Source organism: Cobetia crustatorum (genome assembly GCF_000591415.1).
Classification (GTDB): Bacteria; Pseudomonadota; Gammaproteobacteria; order Pseudomonadales; family Halomonadaceae; genus Cobetia; species Cobetia crustatorum.
Genome location: NZ_JEMF01000018.1, coordinates 84,536 through 101,341, shown reverse-complemented (window position 1 = coordinate 101,341; position 16,806 = coordinate 84,536). Strand labels below are relative to the sequence as shown.

Below are 16,806 nucleotides of genomic sequence, written 5' to 3'. Positions count from 1 at the left end.
AAAACACTTGACCACTACAAGGCGGGAGTTTGACGCCCTTGAGGTCGACATAAATCTTGCGACCCCGCTCTGTTACACGAGACTCGACGTTGGAGCGATTGAAGTTGAGCACGACACGCCCTTCGCCTTCGGTCCCACGACGGAAATCAATACCACTGATAGAAGGCTCACTAGCTACTTCGAGCGCATCATTGGAAGCAGTTGGAGCATTGTTCTGCGCAGCGACAGAAGATTGAGTCGCTACTGGGCCGCCTTGCTCACCGATGATGACATAGAGGCTATTGCCTTCGGTGCGTGTGACATACGGTTTGGATTGATTCAGCTTCATGACCAGGCGCGTCCGCGAGCCCGCTTCAAGGGCCACCAACTCATCCACGCCATTGAGGCCCAGATCAAAGCGACGCTTCTCAAGCTGGCTGTGGGTATCCATCAGGTCAATAGTGATACGCGGCGGAGTCTCGATACGATAGCCTTTGACTTCCGGTACGCCACCGGCAAAGTCGAGTTTGAGTTCCATGCGATCACCGCCCAGCGAGGTGAACTCCAGGTCCTTCAGCGTCGAGGCTGCCAGCGCCGCATTCGCCATCAAAGTACCGAAGGCCACAAGCCCCAGCAGACTCATTTGTTTCAATCGCGTCATGTTCCCTAGTCCCCTGTCTCGCTATGACTGCGCTCAGCCTTGGAGCTGAGCGCGCCTTATTCTTATCGAAGCGTAATGGTGTCGGTCGCTGTCCCTTGAAGGTCGACCGCTCGTCTTCCGTGACAATATGCCTGGCTGCCTACTCTATCGACCTTAACCGCCCTTCTGCACGGGCTCCGCCAGCGCCATCGCCCGAGTGCGCTCAATCCAGCCGCCCTGACCATTGGGCACTATCTCTATCATATCGAGCTGCGTATCGCCGATGCGGACAATTCTGCCAAAATTACTACCCATATGATTCCCGACCCGAACGCGCTGCACTTCCTGCGCTGGCGTCAGGATCAGCGCAGAACGCGTGCCGTCGACATCCAGAGTGCCTACCATGCTGAGTTGCTCCATCGGCCAGGCTTCAAGAGGTTCACGCGCACGATCCAGATCCGGACGCACACCGTTATCCACTGCAGTAAGTTCTTCTTCCGGCTCTGGCAAACGAGATTGGAACGGGCTACGAGCATCAGCCATGTCATAGGTGACCGGATGATACACGGGCTGAGGCGGTAGCTCCTGGACCTGCCCGGAAGGACGCCCCCTCAAAGACTCAAGCTCCCCTTCAAGAGCTGACAACTGCGGATCTCCGCAACCTACCAACATTGTCAGCAGTAGCGCACTCCCAATCACACATTCTCGACGATTCATCAGGCTCATTTCTTGCCTCCCGATGCAGCCGTCGTCTGACGGTAATTATAAGTCTTGGCCAATAGCGACAGCTCAAGCTCATCACTCTCGCCTATCGGCGTGAGAATGAAATCATGCAACGTGACTATGCGTGACAACCCAGCAACGCCGGAAATAAAGGCGGCAATACGATGGTAGTCACCGCGCACCTTGATATCGAAAGGCTGCTCAACATAGAAATCTCGATTCTCGGCTGGCTTGAGACGGATATACTCCACTTCAAGCTGGTTGCTGATAGCAGCCTCACTGATATCATCGAGCAGTGCTGGAACTTCAGCGTCGGTAGGCAACATTTCCAGCAGTTGCTCCATCCGCGTTTCAAGTTCTTTCATCTGCTCGCGCATTGCCGGCAAATTGGCTGCCTTGAAGGCCTTGCTCTCGAACTGCCTCAGCAGCTGGCTTTCCTGAGCCCGTAGTTTCTCAAGCTCTTCTGCTTTCGGAGCCGCCAAGAACCAGTGAGACACCCAGAACAGCGCACTCAGCACTATCAGCGCTAGTACTGCCTGTAGCGTAATCGGCCAGATGCCCGCTTCTTTCAGGTCAAGATCACGAAAGTCGGTAGACTTGAGGCGACGAACTTCGGCATCGATAAAACTCATTGCCGGCCTCCTTTCTTGGCGGCTTTCGTTTCAGGATCACTAATCGCGGATGACATGGGTCGCTCCGGAATCATGATATTGAAGCTGCGCTGGTCATCATCATTGCTCTGCACATCAGAAAGCGTGGGTGTACCAAAGATTTCTGATGATGCCAGCGTGCGCATGAGGCCGGAGACCTGTCGCGTACTTTCAGCAGTACCGCTGGCCTTAATCTGACGGCCGCCGCGACTGATGCTCTGATACCAGGCGCCGTCAACCAGCGTCGATACCAGCTGATTGAAGACACGCACCGTCTCGGGACGCGAGAATTGTAGACTGCGTATCAATTCAATCTGCGCCAGCATCTGGGTTCGACGCACTTCTATATCTTCGACTTCCTTGATATCACGATTAAGTCGCGCCATTTCCTTCTCGATATAGGCGTGGCGCTGCTTTTGCGCCTCGAGCTGGCTCTGGTAGTTCTCGCTCATGCCGTATCCAGCACCAATGCCCACGATCGCAGCCATCGCCAGTACGCCAAGAAAGCGCTTGCTGCGCATCTCGCGTCGCTCTTCACGCCACGATAGTAAATTGATCTCGATGGTCATGGCCGCTTCCTCATTGCCAGGCCACATGCCGTTAGCATCGCAGGCGCATCCCCTGCCAGTGCCTGAATATCAACACGCGGGTTAACGCTCATATGAGTGAACGGGTTGGCCATCATCACCTCGAGCCCCGTCTGCTCCGCGAGTGCTTCTCGCAGCCCAATAATCGCCGCAGTGCCGCCGCCCAGCAAAATGCGCTGAACCTCTCGGCGCTTTCCGGCGGTGTAGTAGAGCTGAAGAGAACGGACAATCTGCTGCATGAGGGTATCGCGGAACGGACCCAGCACTTCGCTGTCATAGGTCTCGGGCAGACCGCCACGTTTCTTGGCAAGGCCTGCCTCATCATTGGAGAGGTCAAAGCGGTTCATGATTTCGTCGGTCAACTGACGACCACCGAACACGGCGTCACGGCTATAGACGATGCGCCCGTTCTGGATGACATGGAATGCCGTCATGGTCGCACCGATGTCGACCACGGCGACGCACTCTTCGTTATCGTAGGTCGGCGGCAGCTGATGGCGTAACTCGCCAAAGGCACGCTCAAGCGAGAATGTCTCGACATCCACCGCAGCAGGTTCGAGACCCGCTTGAACCAAAGCAGATGTCAACTGATCTACATCCAGGCTACGACATGCCACCAGCAACAGATCCTGTTGTTCAGGATTACGGGGATTGATTCCCAAATGCTGGAAGTCGAACGCAACATCGTTAAGTGGGAAAGGGAAGTGCTTCTCGGATTCAAGCGCAATGCGTTGCTCGATCTCGTCATCAGCCAGATTGGCGGGAAAGCTCAGCGTCTTGGTGATGGCAGCACTGGCCGGCACAGCTACGACAGCACGCTTCGAGCGCGGCTGGGCTTGCTCAACAGCGCGCTTTATGGCCATCACGACTTCGTCCATGTCACGAATTCGACGTTCGACGACAGCGCCTTCTTTAAGCGGGCGCACAGCATAGCTATCGATCTGGTAGCGATTCCCTTGCCTGGACAGCTCCAGGAGCTTGACCGTAGCCGATGTGATATCGACCCCAATCAGTCCCTTGCCGGCAGATTTAAGTCCCAGCAATTGGCATTCCCCTGCTTTGATGACGATCCTGCCAGACTAGCTGGCCGCCGGTTCCTGGACGACGTCTCCGCGACATCCCTCTATCATTCCAAGATGTTACATTATGTTTCCAAGAATAACACAACAGACGCGGAAGTCGGGGTTCAACGCTGGCCGCATCTGGGCCCGCTACTTATAATGCTCCAGCAATGGAATTGCCAACCCCCGCGCAGCCACTCGCTTCCCATTACTCACGGATCCTGTCTTGCCCATGAAGCTATTAAGACGACTATTTTCGCCAGTGTTCTGGCTGCTGATGTCACTGTGTGCCGCGGGACTGCTGGCCATTGTCGGCGCCACTCTCTATTTCGCGCCAGGCCTGCCCGATGTTCATCAGCTTCAAGACACCAAATTGCAAACACCACTGCGCATCTACACGCGCGACGGCAAGCTGATCGGTGAATATGGTGATCAGCGGCGTATTCCTGTGACCTACGACGAAATACCCAAATCTTTCGTCGACGCACTGCTCGCCGCAGAAGACAGTAATTTCTTCTCGCATCCGGGCATCGATCCGAAAGGCCTGGCGCGCGCTGCGGTTCAGCTAGCCTCCAGCGGCAGCATCCAGTCTGGTGGTAGTACTATCACCATGCAGGTGGCTCGTAACTACCTGCTGACGCTGGACCAGACCTTCACGCGCAAGATTCGGGAAATCCTGCTGTCATTGCAGATGGAGCAGATTCTCTCCAAGCAGCAAATCCTCGAGCTCTACGTCAACAAAATATTCCTGGGTCACCGTGCCTACGGGATCGCGGCAGCAGCACGCACCTACTATGACAAGTCTCTGGATGAGCTGACGCTCGCCGAGCAAGCTATGCTCGCCGGCCTACCCAAGGCACCGTCCAGCTTCAATCCGCTGACCAACCCTCAGCGCGCCTTGATCCGTCGCAACTGGATTCTGCTACGCATGAAAGACCTGGGCTACATTGAAGCGCAGGCCTATGAAGAAGCCGTCGAGGAGCCGATCACTGCAGCCCGCCACTACACGAAGCCAGAAGTAGAGGCGCCTTATGTCGCTGAGATGGCAAGGAGCTTTGCGGTTGATCGCTTTGGCGACAAGGCCTACACCGATAATGTCCGCATCACTACAACTCTCGACAGCACGCTGCAGCCACAAGCACGTGACGCACTGATAAAAGGCCTGATTACCTATGACACGCGCCATGGCTGGAGAGGTGTTGAGGAGTCAGGCATTTCTGCCTCGCTGGCAGAAGCACAGGACCAGACTGATCAGGCCGGACTCGAAGAAGAACTGTCCAAAACGCCGGAAGTTCTTGAAACTGCCAAGCAAGCTGCCAAAAAGAGCGAAAAGCGCATCGAGGGCATCGATCGTGATGTCTCAAACTGGTTGAAAGTACTGGATCGCACACCAGATTACGGCCCGCTAAAGGCTGCGATTGTGGTGGAAAGCGACGGCAAGCAGATGAAGGTGCTGCTCGATGATTCGACCGTGGCCACCCTCGACTGGGACGGCCTCAAGTGGGCGCGCGAGTACAAGAGCGCCAAGTGGCGCGGCGGCGTACCAGGCTCGGCAGCCGACATTGCCAAGTCAGGTGACCTGGTACGTGTCATCAAGCAAAAAGATGGCTACCGTCTCGGCCAGTTGCCGGATGCCCAATCGGCCATTGTGTCACTGGATCCTGAAAGCGGTGCCATCCTTGCGCTGCAAGGCGGCTTCAGCTATTCCGCCAGCAAATTCAACCGTGCCATCCAGGCACGTCGTCAAGCAGGCTCCATCTTCAAGCCCTTCGTCTATCTTGCCGGGCTTGAGGAAGGTGACATGTCGCCCGCGACCATCATCAATAACGCCCCGGTCGTCATGAAGGATGGCGGCAAGTTATGGCGGCCGGAGAATGCCGGCGGCAAGTTTACCGGCCTACACGTATACGGGTTGGCCTATATCGCTCATTGAATCTGGTGTCTATTCGCTTGCTGCAGACTGTCGGCCTCGACAAGACCCTCGACTTCCTGGTCAAGCTGGGCTTCAAGCGCGATGAGCTACCCAATGGGCTGTCGCTGGCACTCGGCAGTGCGTCGCTGACACCTCTCGAGATGGCACGAGGCTACGCGCTGCTCTCCAATGGTGGCTTCCGCGTCGAACCCTGGTATATCGATACCGTAACGCGTGGCGATGATGATATCGATTACGAAGCGCATCCCGCTGTAGCCTGTTCCAATTGCTCGCCGGGCATGGTGACCGTCAATCGTGATGGACGTCAGTACCCCTTGGCCGAGCGTGTTGTCTCGCCGGAAGCCATGTACCTGATGCGCGACATGATGCAAGACGTCATCAAGCGTGGGACTGGCCGTGGCGCTCTAGCACTGGGTCGTGATGACCTGGCAGGCAAGACCGGCACCACCAACGACCAGCGTGATGCCTGGTTCTCCGGCTTCAACAGCAACCTGGTCGCCACGGTCTGGGTCGGAAAGGACTCAAACGATACGCTAGCGGAATATGGCGCGCAGGTAGCACTGCCCATCTGGGTCGACTACATGCGTGGCGCCCTGAAAGACATGCCATCAGCTACCATGGAACGTCCCAGCGGCATCGTGACAGCGACCATCGACCCAGATACCGGCAAGCGTCTTCATAGCGGACAGGGTGGCATTAGCGAGCTGTTCCGCAAGGACCATCTACCGCCGTATCAGGAACGCACCATGCGCAAAGAACTGGAAGAACAAAGTGGATCGGAAGGCACCGGAACTTTCGAGGCCATCTTCTGATCTGATCCACACAGCGCATGCCAGTCGAAGTCATCTGATTGGCGGCGAGTCTCGAGAAGAGCGGCCACTGGTCGCTCTTCTTTCATCTCAATAGCGTCATTTTTTCAATGATGATGTCATGCCCCTCAACCATGTCCGGAGTCCGCATGCTTCACCCATTGCCCGCACTGCGCATGACTGCACTGCTGTGCCTGGCCCTGCTTCCGCTGCAAAAGGCCGTCGCCGACGATAGTCTGTTTTATGCTCCACCGCCCGCCAGCGAAGACTCCGAACCCTTCAGTGGTCAAGCGGAGCTGGGATTCACCAAGCTTTCCGGCAATTCCAACAGTGAAACGCTGCTGGGCAAGGCGAGCCTGTCCTGGCATCTCAGACCCTGGACACATACCTTCCGCATGGAAGCGAAACATGTCTCCAGCGGCGATGAGACCACCACCGAGCAGTATCTGGTTGGCCAGCGCGAGCGCTACGACCTCGGTCAGAATCGCTATGCTTTCGGTCTGATGCGCTGGGAGAAAGAGCGCTTCTCCGGCTATGACGACCAGGTTACCTCCATTGGTGGCTACGGCATCCGGCTACTTTCTGGCCCTGAGCATATCCTCTCGGTCGAGGCGGGGCCTGGTTATCGCTACGACAACATCACGGACGGCGATCACGAGAACTACATCCTTGGCTACTCAGCCATGGACTACCGCTGGCAGCTGTCAGACACCTCAAAATTCGAGCAACAGTTCTCGATGGAAGCCACGCGTGACAACGTGATCAGTCGCAGCTATACCGCACTGACCGTCTCCATCAATGCCAGTCTTGCACTGAAGCTCTCCCACGAGATCAAGAACAACACCAGCCCGCCAGATGATACCGATGCCAAGACGGATACCACGACGGCGGCTTCCATTCTTTACAGCTTCTGATCAATGTCTCACTTGATGAATTCTTGTCACAAATCGCCAACGTTGCATTGACCATTAAATGCGGCCGGCAGAGATCGTGACACTAAAGCAGCCAACAAAAAGCCCTCGCCGGAAATTCGGCGAGGGCTTTTTCATGTCAATTCAGCTAACAGGCCCTTACTTCACCTATCACTGTTCAACCATGCACTCGGCTATGCACTGAGTCGTGCGCTTAACCATAGACCTGATCAGTATTGGTCAGCGGATAGTGCGCCGGGTACGGCTTGCGTGCCACACCGGAATCAATCGCAGCCTGTGCCACAGCAGCCGGCAAACGTTCGAGCAGACGCGTGTCCATCGGAGTCGGGATGATATAGCCCGGGCCAAATTCAAGACTATCGATCTCGTAGGCATCCAACACTGCCTGAGGGACCGGCTCACGAGCCAGGTCTTTCAGAGCATGCACGGCTGCCAGCTTCATCTCTTCATTGATGCGCGTTGCACGTACGTCCAGTGCGCCACGGAAGATGAACGGGAAGCCCAGTACGTTGTTGACCTGGTTCGGGTAGTCAGAACGGCCTGTCGCCATGATGACATCCGGGCGTGCTTCACGTGCGATGTCCGGATGAATCTCCGGGTCCGGGTTGGAGCAGGCAAACACGACCGGCTTGTCAGCCATCTTCTTGAGCTGATCAGCCTTGAGCAAGTTCGGGCCTGACAAACCAACGAACACATCGGCACCGTCGATAGCATCATCAAGCGTACGCAGCTCAGTCTCAGTCGCGAACATCGCCTTGTATTGATTCAAGTCATCACGACCGCTGTGAATGACACCTTTTCGATCGAGCATGAAGATGTTCTCGACCTTGGCACCACTGGCGACCAGCAGCTTCATGCAGGCGATAGCAGCTGCGCCAGCACCCAGGCACACGATACGTGCATCTGCCAGCGTTTTACCCGCAATATCCAGTGCGTTGAGCATGCCGGCGGCGGTGACGATGGCCGTGCCGTGCTGGTCATCATGGAAGACCGGAATGTTGCACTGCTCGATCAGCGCCTGCTCGATTTCAAAGCACTCCGGCGCCTTGATGTCTTCCAGATTGATGCCACCGTAAGTGATCGCGATGCGACGAACGGTATCAATGAAGGCTTGCGGGCTTTCGGCATCAATTTCGACATCAACAGAGTTGATACCAGCGAAACGCTTGAACAACACCCCCTTACCTTCCATGACAGGCTTGGAAGCCAGCGGGCCCAGATTGCCCAGCCCCAGAATGGCTGTGCCATCAGAGATGACGGCAACCAGGTTGCCCTTGCCAGTGTACAGGTAGGCATTTTCCGGATCGGCAGCAATCTCGCGACACGGCTCGGCAACGCCCGGGCTGTAGGCTAGCGCCAGATCCTTGGCAGTTTCGGTCGGCTTGGTCAGCTCGACGGACAGCTTTCCAGGAATCGGTTCAGCGTGATATTGCAGTGCTGCTTTCTTCATGGCATCAGACATGCGTGTCATCCGGTATTTTGACTGGGTTGGCTGCCTCCAGAATATAGAAAAACGCACCTCCGAACAACCGACGCAACTTGCTGTTATAAAAGGATTTAAAACGATAGTTTAAAATAAAATTTTAGCCATTCGTCTAACGTTATGGATGAGGCGCTCATCCATAATCCTTTCCTTATCACTGGTAATGAATAACGCACTAATCTGCTCAATTCCAGGCCATTTCTCGCTAGAAATACCTGCCTTCTGCTGGCAACGCGCTCAGTATGAATGATCCATGCGGGTTGATGCAGAGCGAAGGTCGCACTAGTGCTAAAATGGAAACAATTTAGCTAGCCTGTGCAGCGTATAACTCTTCTTAAGCAGGTATTACCTTGTACGATTCCCCGTAATCCACCTGAGCCACCTGAGCCACCTGAGCCACCTGAGCCACCTGAGCCACCTAGACGGGCAGCCCAACACACGGGCACAAAAAAACCCGCTCGCAAGCGGGTTTTTTGTTCACGCCACGAGGACATGAAAGCGACAAGCAGCTGAGGGATCAGCGCTTGATGGCAGCACCGAAACGCTTGTTGAAGCGCTCAACGCGACCACCGGTGGTAGCCTGCTTCTGCTTGCCGGTGTAGAACGGGTGGCACTCAGAGCACACGTCAAGCGCGAAAGTCTGCTTGGCCGTGGAACTGATTTCGTGCTGCGCGCCGCAAGAACAAGTAGCGGTCTGGCGCTGGTAGTCCGGATGGATACCCTGTCTCATGATGTGTAGCCTCAAGTCGCTGTGCACCGCCACCTGATCACTTGCCAGGCACCGTACACGGGTTTTGGATGATAACCGGTCTTTCCGCCGACTCCGACGGAAGGCCGCGCATTTTACCAGCCATCTGCCGCAAGACCAAACTTTGTACCGTTTATTCGTGGCAACACTCTGTAGACTGCATGGTGCCTCTCGACCTTCACAACTGGATGTTCCGCGTGCCTGACACTACCGACAAGACTGCTGCTTACCTGCCGGGGCGTGTGCTGGGCATTGCGATTCCCGGACCGCTACGCGATCTGTTCGACTACCTTCCTGCGCGCAATCCTCCTCGTCATGGCTGGCAGGCAGGCCTGCGCGTGCGTGTCGAATTTGGGCGGCGTCAACTCGTCGGCGTGATTGCCGAGCTACGCACGGAGTCGAGCTTCCCGATGGAGAAGCTCAAGCCTGTCACTGAAGTCATCGACGATGAGCCGCTACCTGCTGACTGGCTATGGCTGTGCCGCTTCACCGCTCGTTATTACCAGCACTCGCTGGGCGATACCTTTGCGCAAGCCATGCCCTCTCTATTGCGGCAGGGCCGTGTGCTGGAAGCACGTACCCGAGAACGCTGGCATCTGACAGACAAGGGCCGCGCCACTGAACCGGCCAGCCTGGGTCGCGCGACGCGTCAGATCGCACTCCTGGAGCTACTGGCCCAGCATCGCCATGGTCTAGTCCATACTGCTATCACTGCCCAGGGTTTTACTCGCCAGCAGCTGGAAACCCTGCGTGGCCGTGACTTGATTACCTCTCTCGAAGAACCCGTCACCGGCACTCGCCCTGAACACGCACATAAAGGGGTACTCGCCGAACCTGATCTCTCGCTCAATGATGAACAGGGACGCGCGCTGGCACGTCTCCACGAAGGGCTTGGTCACTTCAGTCCGACGCTACTGGAAGGCGTCACCGGCTCCGGCAAGACAGAGGTCTATCTGCAACTGATCGAGGCCGTGCTGGACCGCGGCGGTCAGGCGCTAGTGCTGGTGCCTGAAATTGGCCTTACGCCTCAGACGCTGGAACGCTTTCGCAGACGCTTCCACGTCCCGCAGGTCATGCTGCATTCAGGTGTCAGTGACGGCGAGCGCCTCGATGGCTTTGAAGCCGCGCGCAGTGGACGGGCGCGCATCGTGATTGGCACGCGCTCCGCGATCTTCACCCCCATGGCCAAGCTTGGCGTCATCATTGTCGATGAGGAGCACGATGGCTCCTTCAAGCAGCAGGATGGATTGCGCTATCACGCTCGTGACCTGGCATTGGTGCGCGGCAAGCAGGAAGGCATTCCCGTGGTGCTGGGCAGCGCCACGCCGTCACTCGAGAGTCTGCGTCACGCTCGCGAGGGACGCTTCGTACATCTGCATTTGTATCAGCGTGCCGGTCGCAGCCAACCCGCACGTTTGCATCCGATAGATCTCCGCGGGCGCATGACGCTTGGCGGTCTCTCGACCCAGAGCCTTGAGGCCATCGAGACGCGTCTTACCCAGGGCGATCAGGTGCTGGTATTCATCAATCGCCGCGGCTTCGCACCGACCCTCACCTGTCATGCCTGTGGCTGGCTGGCCGAGTGCGATAATTGTGATGCACGCATGACATTGCATCGCCATCCACCTCAGCTGACATGTCATCACTGTGAGCGTACCCGTCCGCTGCCCGATGCTTGTCCTGCCTGTGGCAGCGGTGATGTACGCCCGCAAGGAGCCGGTACCGAACGCACCGAAGAGCTATTGGGCGAAAAATTCCCCGACGTGCCGGTGCTGCGTATCGATCGCGATAGCACGCAGCGCAAGGATGCGATGAGCGAGGCACTCGCCGTGATACGTCGCGGCGAGCCGTGCCTGTTGGTCGGAACACAGATGCTGGCCAAGGGCCATCACTTCCCACATGTCACGCTGGTCGTCGTGGTCAACGCCGACAGTGGCCTATATGCCGCCGACTTCCGTGCACTGGAGCAATCGGCCCAGCTGCTGATACAGGTCGCCGGACGTGCGGGGCGTGCCGAACGCCCCGGCGAAGTGCTGATTCAGACACGGCACCCCGAAGACCCTAACCTGCTGACACTGATTCAGGCCGGCTATCCGCAGCTGGCCAGCGAATTGCTCGAAGAACGACGCGTTGCGCAATTGCCTCCTTATAGTCATCTGGCGCTATTGCGCGCTGAAGCGCCGGATCAGCAACAAGTAGAGCAATGGCTGCTCAAGATTGGCGCCGCGCTTCGCCAACATCTGACAGATTCCAGCCTGCGCGTGGACTGCCTTGGACCGGTACCGGCACCAATGGAGCGTCGACAGAACCGATATCATGCGCAGTTGTTGTTGCGCGCCGATAAACGTGGCGCCTTGCACGAAGCCGCTGCCTGGTTAGTGACCCTGTGCGAGAAGGACCGTGACGCCCGTCGCCTGCGCTGGTCACTGGACATAGATCCCATCGGCATGGCGTAAGTCATGCCATTGATCGCCGATTGATCGCGATGTGATTGCCCGCGGCGGTTTAAGCAAGACGCCGGATCGGTGATAATGACACCCATAGTGCATTCCTATCCGCACCCCCCTACTGCATCGCAGGCCTACCGCCTGCAGCTTCTGTCACCGTCATGCCGGCGATGGAAGCGCGATCTGAGCCGTGAAGAGACTGATATTCCATGAAAGAGACGATCATCGAACTGCTGGGCCAGGCCCTGGACTCCCTCAAGGCTGACGGCACAATCCCGAGCGATGCCAGCCCGCAGATCAAGGTCGATCCGACCAAGGACAAGACCCACGGCGACTACGCCAGCAATCTGGCGATGATGCTGTCCAAGGCTGCTGGCATGAAGCCGCGCGATCTGGCTGAAAAGTTGATTGCCGCACTACCAGCGTCCGAGGCCGTCTCCAAGGTTGAGATCGCAGGGCCCGGCTTCCTCAACTTCTTCGCCGACACTGGTGCTGTCGCCGACATCGTGCGCCGCGTGTTCAGCGAAGGCGAGCAATTTGGTCACAGCGAATTCGGGCGTGGCGAGAAGGTCCAGGTCGAGTTCGTATCAGCCAACCCGACTGGTCCGCTGCATGTCGGTCATGGCCGCGGCGCCGCGGTCGGTGACGTGCTGTGTCGCCTTTTATCCGCGACCGGACACGACGTCACCCGTGAGTTCTACTACAACGATGCTGGCGCACAGATCGATAATCTGGCGCTCTCCACCCAAGCACGCACCAAGGGCCTGGGCCCGGATGATGCGAGCTGGCCGGAGAACGGTTACCGCGGTGACTACATCAGCGAACTGGCCGCCTCCTACATGGCCGGCGATACAGTTGAAGCTGATGGCAAGCAGGTCACTGGGGCAGCTGATACTGACGACCTGGACGCCATCCGTGTCTTCGCCGTTGCCTACCTGCGTCATGAGCAAGACCTTGACCTCAAGGCCTTCGGCGTCGAATTCGATGTCTACTTCCTCGAATCCTCGCTCTACAGCGAAGGCAAGGTCGAAGAGACCGTCAAGCGTCTGGTCGACAATGGCTATACCTACGAAGATGACGGCGCGCTATGGCTGCGCACCACCGACTTCGGCGATGACAAAGACCGCGTAATGCGCAAGCGTGACGGCGGCTACACCTACTTCTTGCCCGATGTCGCCTATCACTTCGACAAGTGGCAGCGTGGCTTCACCCAGGTCATCAACGAGCAGGGTGCTGATCACCATTCCACCGTGACCCGTGTACGCGCTGGTCTGCAAGCACTCAAGGCCGACATCCCCAAGGGTTGGCCGGACTACGTGTTGCACCAGATGGTGACCGTGATGCGCTCTGGCAAGGAAGTAAAACTCTCCAAGCGCGCCGGTAGCTACGTGACACTGCGTGATCTGATCGAGGAAGTTGGCCGCGATGCGACCCGCTACTTCCTCGCCGCGCGTCGTGCAGATTCCCAGTTGACCTTCGATATCGACCTGGCTCGCTCGCAGTCCAACGACAATCCGGTCTACTACATTCAGTACGCTCACGCCCGCGTGCACAGTGTCCTGCGCAAGGCTGATCGCGAAGACAAGTCCTTCGACGAAACCCTGGCCATGGCTCAGCTCACACTACTGACCAGCGATCAGGAAAAAGCCGTCATGAATCGCATGGCGCAATTCCCGGATGTCGTGAGCCACGCTGCACGCGTGCGCGAGCCGCAGCAGGTCGCTCAGTACCTGCAAGACCTCTCCTCCGACTTCCACACCTGCTACAACGCAGTGAAGGTGATGGTCGAGGACAATGCCACCCGTAACGCGCGCTTGGCGTTGGGGCTGGCGACCGCACAAGTCATTCGTAACGGCCTGGCCCTGCTGGGTGTCAGCGCTCCCGAGGAGATGTAAAACATGGCTGCTCGCCGTCCCGCCAGCAAGAAGCCCGCATCCCGTCAGGGCGCAAGCCCTCGCCGGCAGTCCGCTGCAACTCAAAGCCGCGGAATGCCGGGGTGGCTGTGGGGCATCATTGGCCTGATCGCCGGCTTTGCACTGGCGCAATACTTCGAGAAGCAGGCACCGCGCCTGCCAGTGGCCGCCATTGTGCCCAAGGCCAATACTCAACAGAACGGTCAGCAAGGCAATACGTCAACCAGCGACAAGCAGGGCAGCGCTAAAGAAGGCGCCAGCAGCGCCATGCCGACCTTCGAGTTCTACACGCTGCTACCGGAAACCGAGGTGATTGCACCCAAGGTGGAAGCATACAAGTCCACTCCGCGCCCGGGCAGCAAAGAGAGCACCAAGGCATCTACGGCATCCCTGACGAACTATATGCTGCAGGCGGCTTCATTCCGTGAGATGGGTGATGCCAAGAAGCTGGCGGGCAAGCTCAAGGACCTGGGACTGCTGGCCAAGGTCAGTGATGTCAATGCTTCGGGGGGAACGGTGTGGCATCGGGTGCAGGTCGGTCCTTATAAAGACACTCGCGAGCTCAACCGCGCGCAAGACCTGATGAATACTCAGGGCATCGAGCCGCTACTGATCAAGCTCCAGTAACATGGTCGCCGGCTCAGGCTAGATGGCCAGGCCACGGCATGCGTTATCTGCAACACATCAGCAGCAGCCAACAGCCGATAGCAAACGGGCCCGCTCATTACATGAGCGGGCCCGTTTTGTTTGTGACAGCACCAGTCCCCTTCAACGCACCTTGACCGGCCACTTGAAACCCATCATAGCGCCCCCATTTAGTGCTTTCCGGCGAGTGGTCAGCACTGATGACAAGTACTCGACAGCCGCCAACCGTATTCCGCCGATGAGGCCTATGCCTTGTCTGCCCAGTCATATCATGCCCGGCTCTGTTCATCTTATTCCAATCGCCGACATGTTCTCTCAGGAGTCTCCCATGACCACGATCGTCTCCGTGCGTCGCAACGGCCAGGTCGCTCTGGCTGGTGACGGCCAGGTATCCCTTGGCAACACCGTAATGAAAGGCAATGCCGCCAAGGTGCGTCGCCTGTATCGCAATCAGGTGTTGGCCGGTTTTGCAGGCGGCACCGCTGATGCCTTCACGCTATTCGAGCGTTTTGAAGCACAGCTGGAGAAGTATCAAGGCCAGCTGGTCAAGTCAGCCGTAGAGCTTGCCAAGGAATGGCGCTCCGACCGTGCTCTGCGCAAGCTGGAAGCCATGCTGGTCGTCGCTGACAAACATTCCTCGCTGATCATCACCGGTAACGGCGATGTCGTTGAACCCGAGCACGGCGTGCTGGCCATCGGCTCCGGCGGCAACTTCGCTGAAGCCGCTGCCCGTGCCCTGCTCGATAATACTGAGCTATCCGCTCGCGAAATCACCGAGAAATCCATCGCCATTGCGGCCGATATCTGTGTCTTCACCAATCACAATGTCATTGTCGAGGAGCTGTCCTGAGATGTCCCAGATGACCCCGAAGGAAATCGTCAACGCCCTCGACCAGCACATCGTTGGTCAGCCGGAAGCCAAACGCGCCGTCGCAGTGGCCATGCGCAATCGCTGGCGTCGCATGCAACTCGATGACGATCTGCGCCCTGAAGTCACGCCCAAGAACATTCTGATGATTGGCCCGACCGGTGTCGGTAAGACTGAGATCGCGCGTCGTCTGGCCAAGCTTGCCGGTGCGCCCTTCCTCAAGATCGAAGCGACCAAGTTCACTGAAGTGGGCTATGTCGGCCGTGACGTCGAATCCATCATTCGTGATCTGGTCGAAGTCGGCCTCAAGCTGGTCCGTGAAGATGCGATGAAGGAAGTGCGCGACAAGGCAGAAGATGCTGCCGAAGAGCGTATTATCGATGCCCTGCTACCGCGTGTGCGAGGCGAAGAGTATGACGCTGCCTCCAACAACAGCAGCACGCGCCAGATGTTCCGCAAGAAGCTGCGTGAAGGTCAACTGGACGACAAGGAAATCGACATCGAGCTGAGCCCAGCCAGCCAGAGCCTTGATTTCGCCACCCCGCCGGGGATGGAAGAAATGACCAACCAGCTGCAATCCATGTTCTCCAACATGGGCAAGCAGCAGAAAGAAAATCGTCGCATCAGCGTCAAGGAAGCCCTCAAGCTGGTCCTTGAGGAAGAAGCGGCCAAGATGGTCAGCGACGAAGATCTCAAGAGCCGTGCCATCGAGGCGGTCGAGCAGAACGGCATCGTGTTCCTCGACGAAATCGACAAGGTTGCCAAGCGCGGCGAAACCGGCAGCGGTGGCGATGTCTCTCGTGAAGGTGTGCAGCGCGATCTGCTGCCGCTGATCGAAGGCTCTACCGTCTCCACCAAGCACGGCATGGTAAAGACGGATCACATCCTGTTCATCGCCTCCGGTGCATTCCATCTGACCAAGCCGTCGGACTTGATTCCCGAGCTACAGGGGCGCCTGCCGATTCGCGTCGAACTCAATGCACTGACGCCGGATGACTTCAAGCGCATCCTGACAGAGCCGTCCGCCGCACTGATTCGTCAGTACAAGGGCCTACTGGCGACTGAAGGGGTCGAGCTGACCTTTGCTGACGATGCAATTGAGCGCATCGCGCAGATCGCTTATCAGGTCAACGAAGGCACTGAAAATATCGGTGCCCGTCGTCTGCACACCGTGATGGAGCGTCTGCTGGAAGAGATATCCTACGAAGGTGCTGATCAAGCGGGAGCACTCACCATTGATGCTGCCTACGTCGATGAGCGCCTGGGTGATCTGGCACGTGACGAAGACCTGTCACGCTATATCCTGTAAAAACGCGCCACTCTTCTGCACCCAGCACTTCTGACGCCGATCCGGCTTGGCCCGGCTCGGGCGTCAGTGCATCATGGGG

General features: G+C 57.5%; 13 protein-coding genes and 1 pseudogene. 7 read left to right on the top strand and 7 right to left on the bottom strand.

Annotated features, from left to right (window positions below):
* The 5 genes from BF12_RS18735 to pilM all read right to left on the bottom strand — a co-directional run.
* The coding region (locus BF12_RS18735; RefSeq protein WP_156941133.1) for an AMIN domain-containing protein at window positions 1–640 on the bottom strand (640 nt) is incomplete at its 3' end.
* Between the two features lie 153 nt (window positions 641–793).
* Window positions 794–1,345: a pilus assembly protein PilP gene (locus BF12_RS0104810; protein WP_024951291.1), complete on the bottom strand. Its 552-nt coding sequence runs from the start codon at window positions 1,343–1,345 to the stop codon at window positions 794–796.
* The gene (locus tag BF12_RS0104805) at window positions 1,342–1,974 is read right to left on the bottom strand and encodes a type IV pilus inner membrane component PilO (protein ID WP_024951290.1); all 633 of its coding nucleotides are present in this window, start codon (window positions 1,972–1,974) and stop codon (window positions 1,342–1,344) included. The genes BF12_RS0104810 and BF12_RS0104805 overlap by 4 nt, the downstream gene beginning before the upstream one ends.
* Window positions 1,971–2,561, bottom strand: a complete 591-nt coding sequence (locus BF12_RS0104800; protein WP_024951289.1) for a PilN domain-containing protein — start codon at window positions 2,559–2,561, stop codon at window positions 1,971–1,973. The genes BF12_RS0104805 and BF12_RS0104800 overlap by 4 nt, the downstream gene beginning before the upstream one ends.
* Window positions 2,558–3,619 carry a type IV pilus assembly protein PilM gene (gene pilM / locus BF12_RS0104795; protein ID WP_024951288.1) on the bottom strand — a complete coding sequence of 354 codons (1,062 nt, stop codon included), beginning with the start codon at window positions 3,617–3,619 and terminating at the stop codon, window positions 2,558–2,560. The genes BF12_RS0104800 and pilM overlap by 4 nt, the downstream gene beginning before the upstream one ends.
* Window positions 3,620–3,872: 253 nt before the next feature.
* On the opposite strand from pilM, the pseudogene BF12_RS18730 reads away from it, so the two are divergent.
* A pseudogene (locus tag BF12_RS18730) lies at window positions 3,873–6,385 on the top strand (penicillin-binding protein 1A).
* Between the two features lie 146 nt (window positions 6,386–6,531).
* Entirely contained in the window at window positions 6,532–7,296 is a 765-nt protein-coding gene (locus tag BF12_RS0104785; protein ID WP_035159073.1) for a DUF481 domain-containing protein, read from the top strand.
* A 211-nt stretch (window positions 7,297–7,507) separates the two neighbouring features.
* Here the strand turns inward: BF12_RS0104785 and BF12_RS0104780 are convergent, their stop codons facing one another.
* Entirely contained in the window at window positions 7,508–8,776 is a 1,269-nt protein-coding gene (locus BF12_RS0104780; RefSeq protein ID WP_024951286.1) for a malic enzyme-like NAD(P)-binding protein, read from the bottom strand.
* 538 nt (window positions 8,777–9,314) lie between these two features.
* Window positions 9,315–9,527, bottom strand: a complete 213-nt coding sequence (rpmE, locus tag BF12_RS0104775) for a 50S ribosomal protein L31 (RefSeq protein WP_024951285.1) — start codon at window positions 9,525–9,527, stop codon at window positions 9,315–9,317.
* Window positions 9,528–9,733: 206 nt separating this feature from the next.
* Between rpmE and BF12_RS0104770 the strand changes: the two genes are divergently transcribed.
* The 5 genes from BF12_RS0104770 (at window position 9,734) to hslU (ending at window position 16,727) form a co-directional block, all read left to right on the top strand.
* Window positions 9,734–12,001, top strand: a complete 2,268-nt coding sequence (locus tag BF12_RS0104770; RefSeq protein WP_051510741.1) for a primosomal protein N' — start codon at window positions 9,734–9,736, stop codon at window positions 11,999–12,001.
* A 200-nt stretch (window positions 12,002–12,201) separates the two neighbouring features.
* Entirely contained in the window at window positions 12,202–13,887 is a 1,686-nt protein-coding gene (gene argS, locus BF12_RS0104765) for an arginine--tRNA ligase (protein ID WP_024951283.1), read from the top strand.
* Between the two features lie 3 nt (window positions 13,888–13,890).
* On the top strand, window positions 13,891–14,532 hold the full coding sequence (locus BF12_RS0104760; protein ID WP_024951282.1) for an SPOR domain-containing protein: 642 nt from the start codon (window positions 13,891–13,893) through the stop codon (window positions 14,530–14,532).
* A gap of 346 nt (window positions 14,533–14,878) precedes the next feature.
* Window positions 14,879–15,400: an ATP-dependent protease subunit HslV gene (hslV, locus tag BF12_RS0104755; protein ID WP_024951281.1), complete on the top strand. Its 522-nt coding sequence runs from the start codon at window positions 14,879–14,881 to the stop codon at window positions 15,398–15,400.
* A gap of 1 nt (window position 15,401) precedes the next feature.
* The gene (gene hslU / locus BF12_RS0104750; protein WP_024951280.1) at window positions 15,402–16,727 is read left to right on the top strand and encodes an ATP-dependent protease ATPase subunit HslU; all 1,326 of its coding nucleotides are present in this window, start codon (window positions 15,402–15,404) and stop codon (window positions 16,725–16,727) included.
* Window positions 16,728–16,806: the final 79 nt, after the last annotated feature.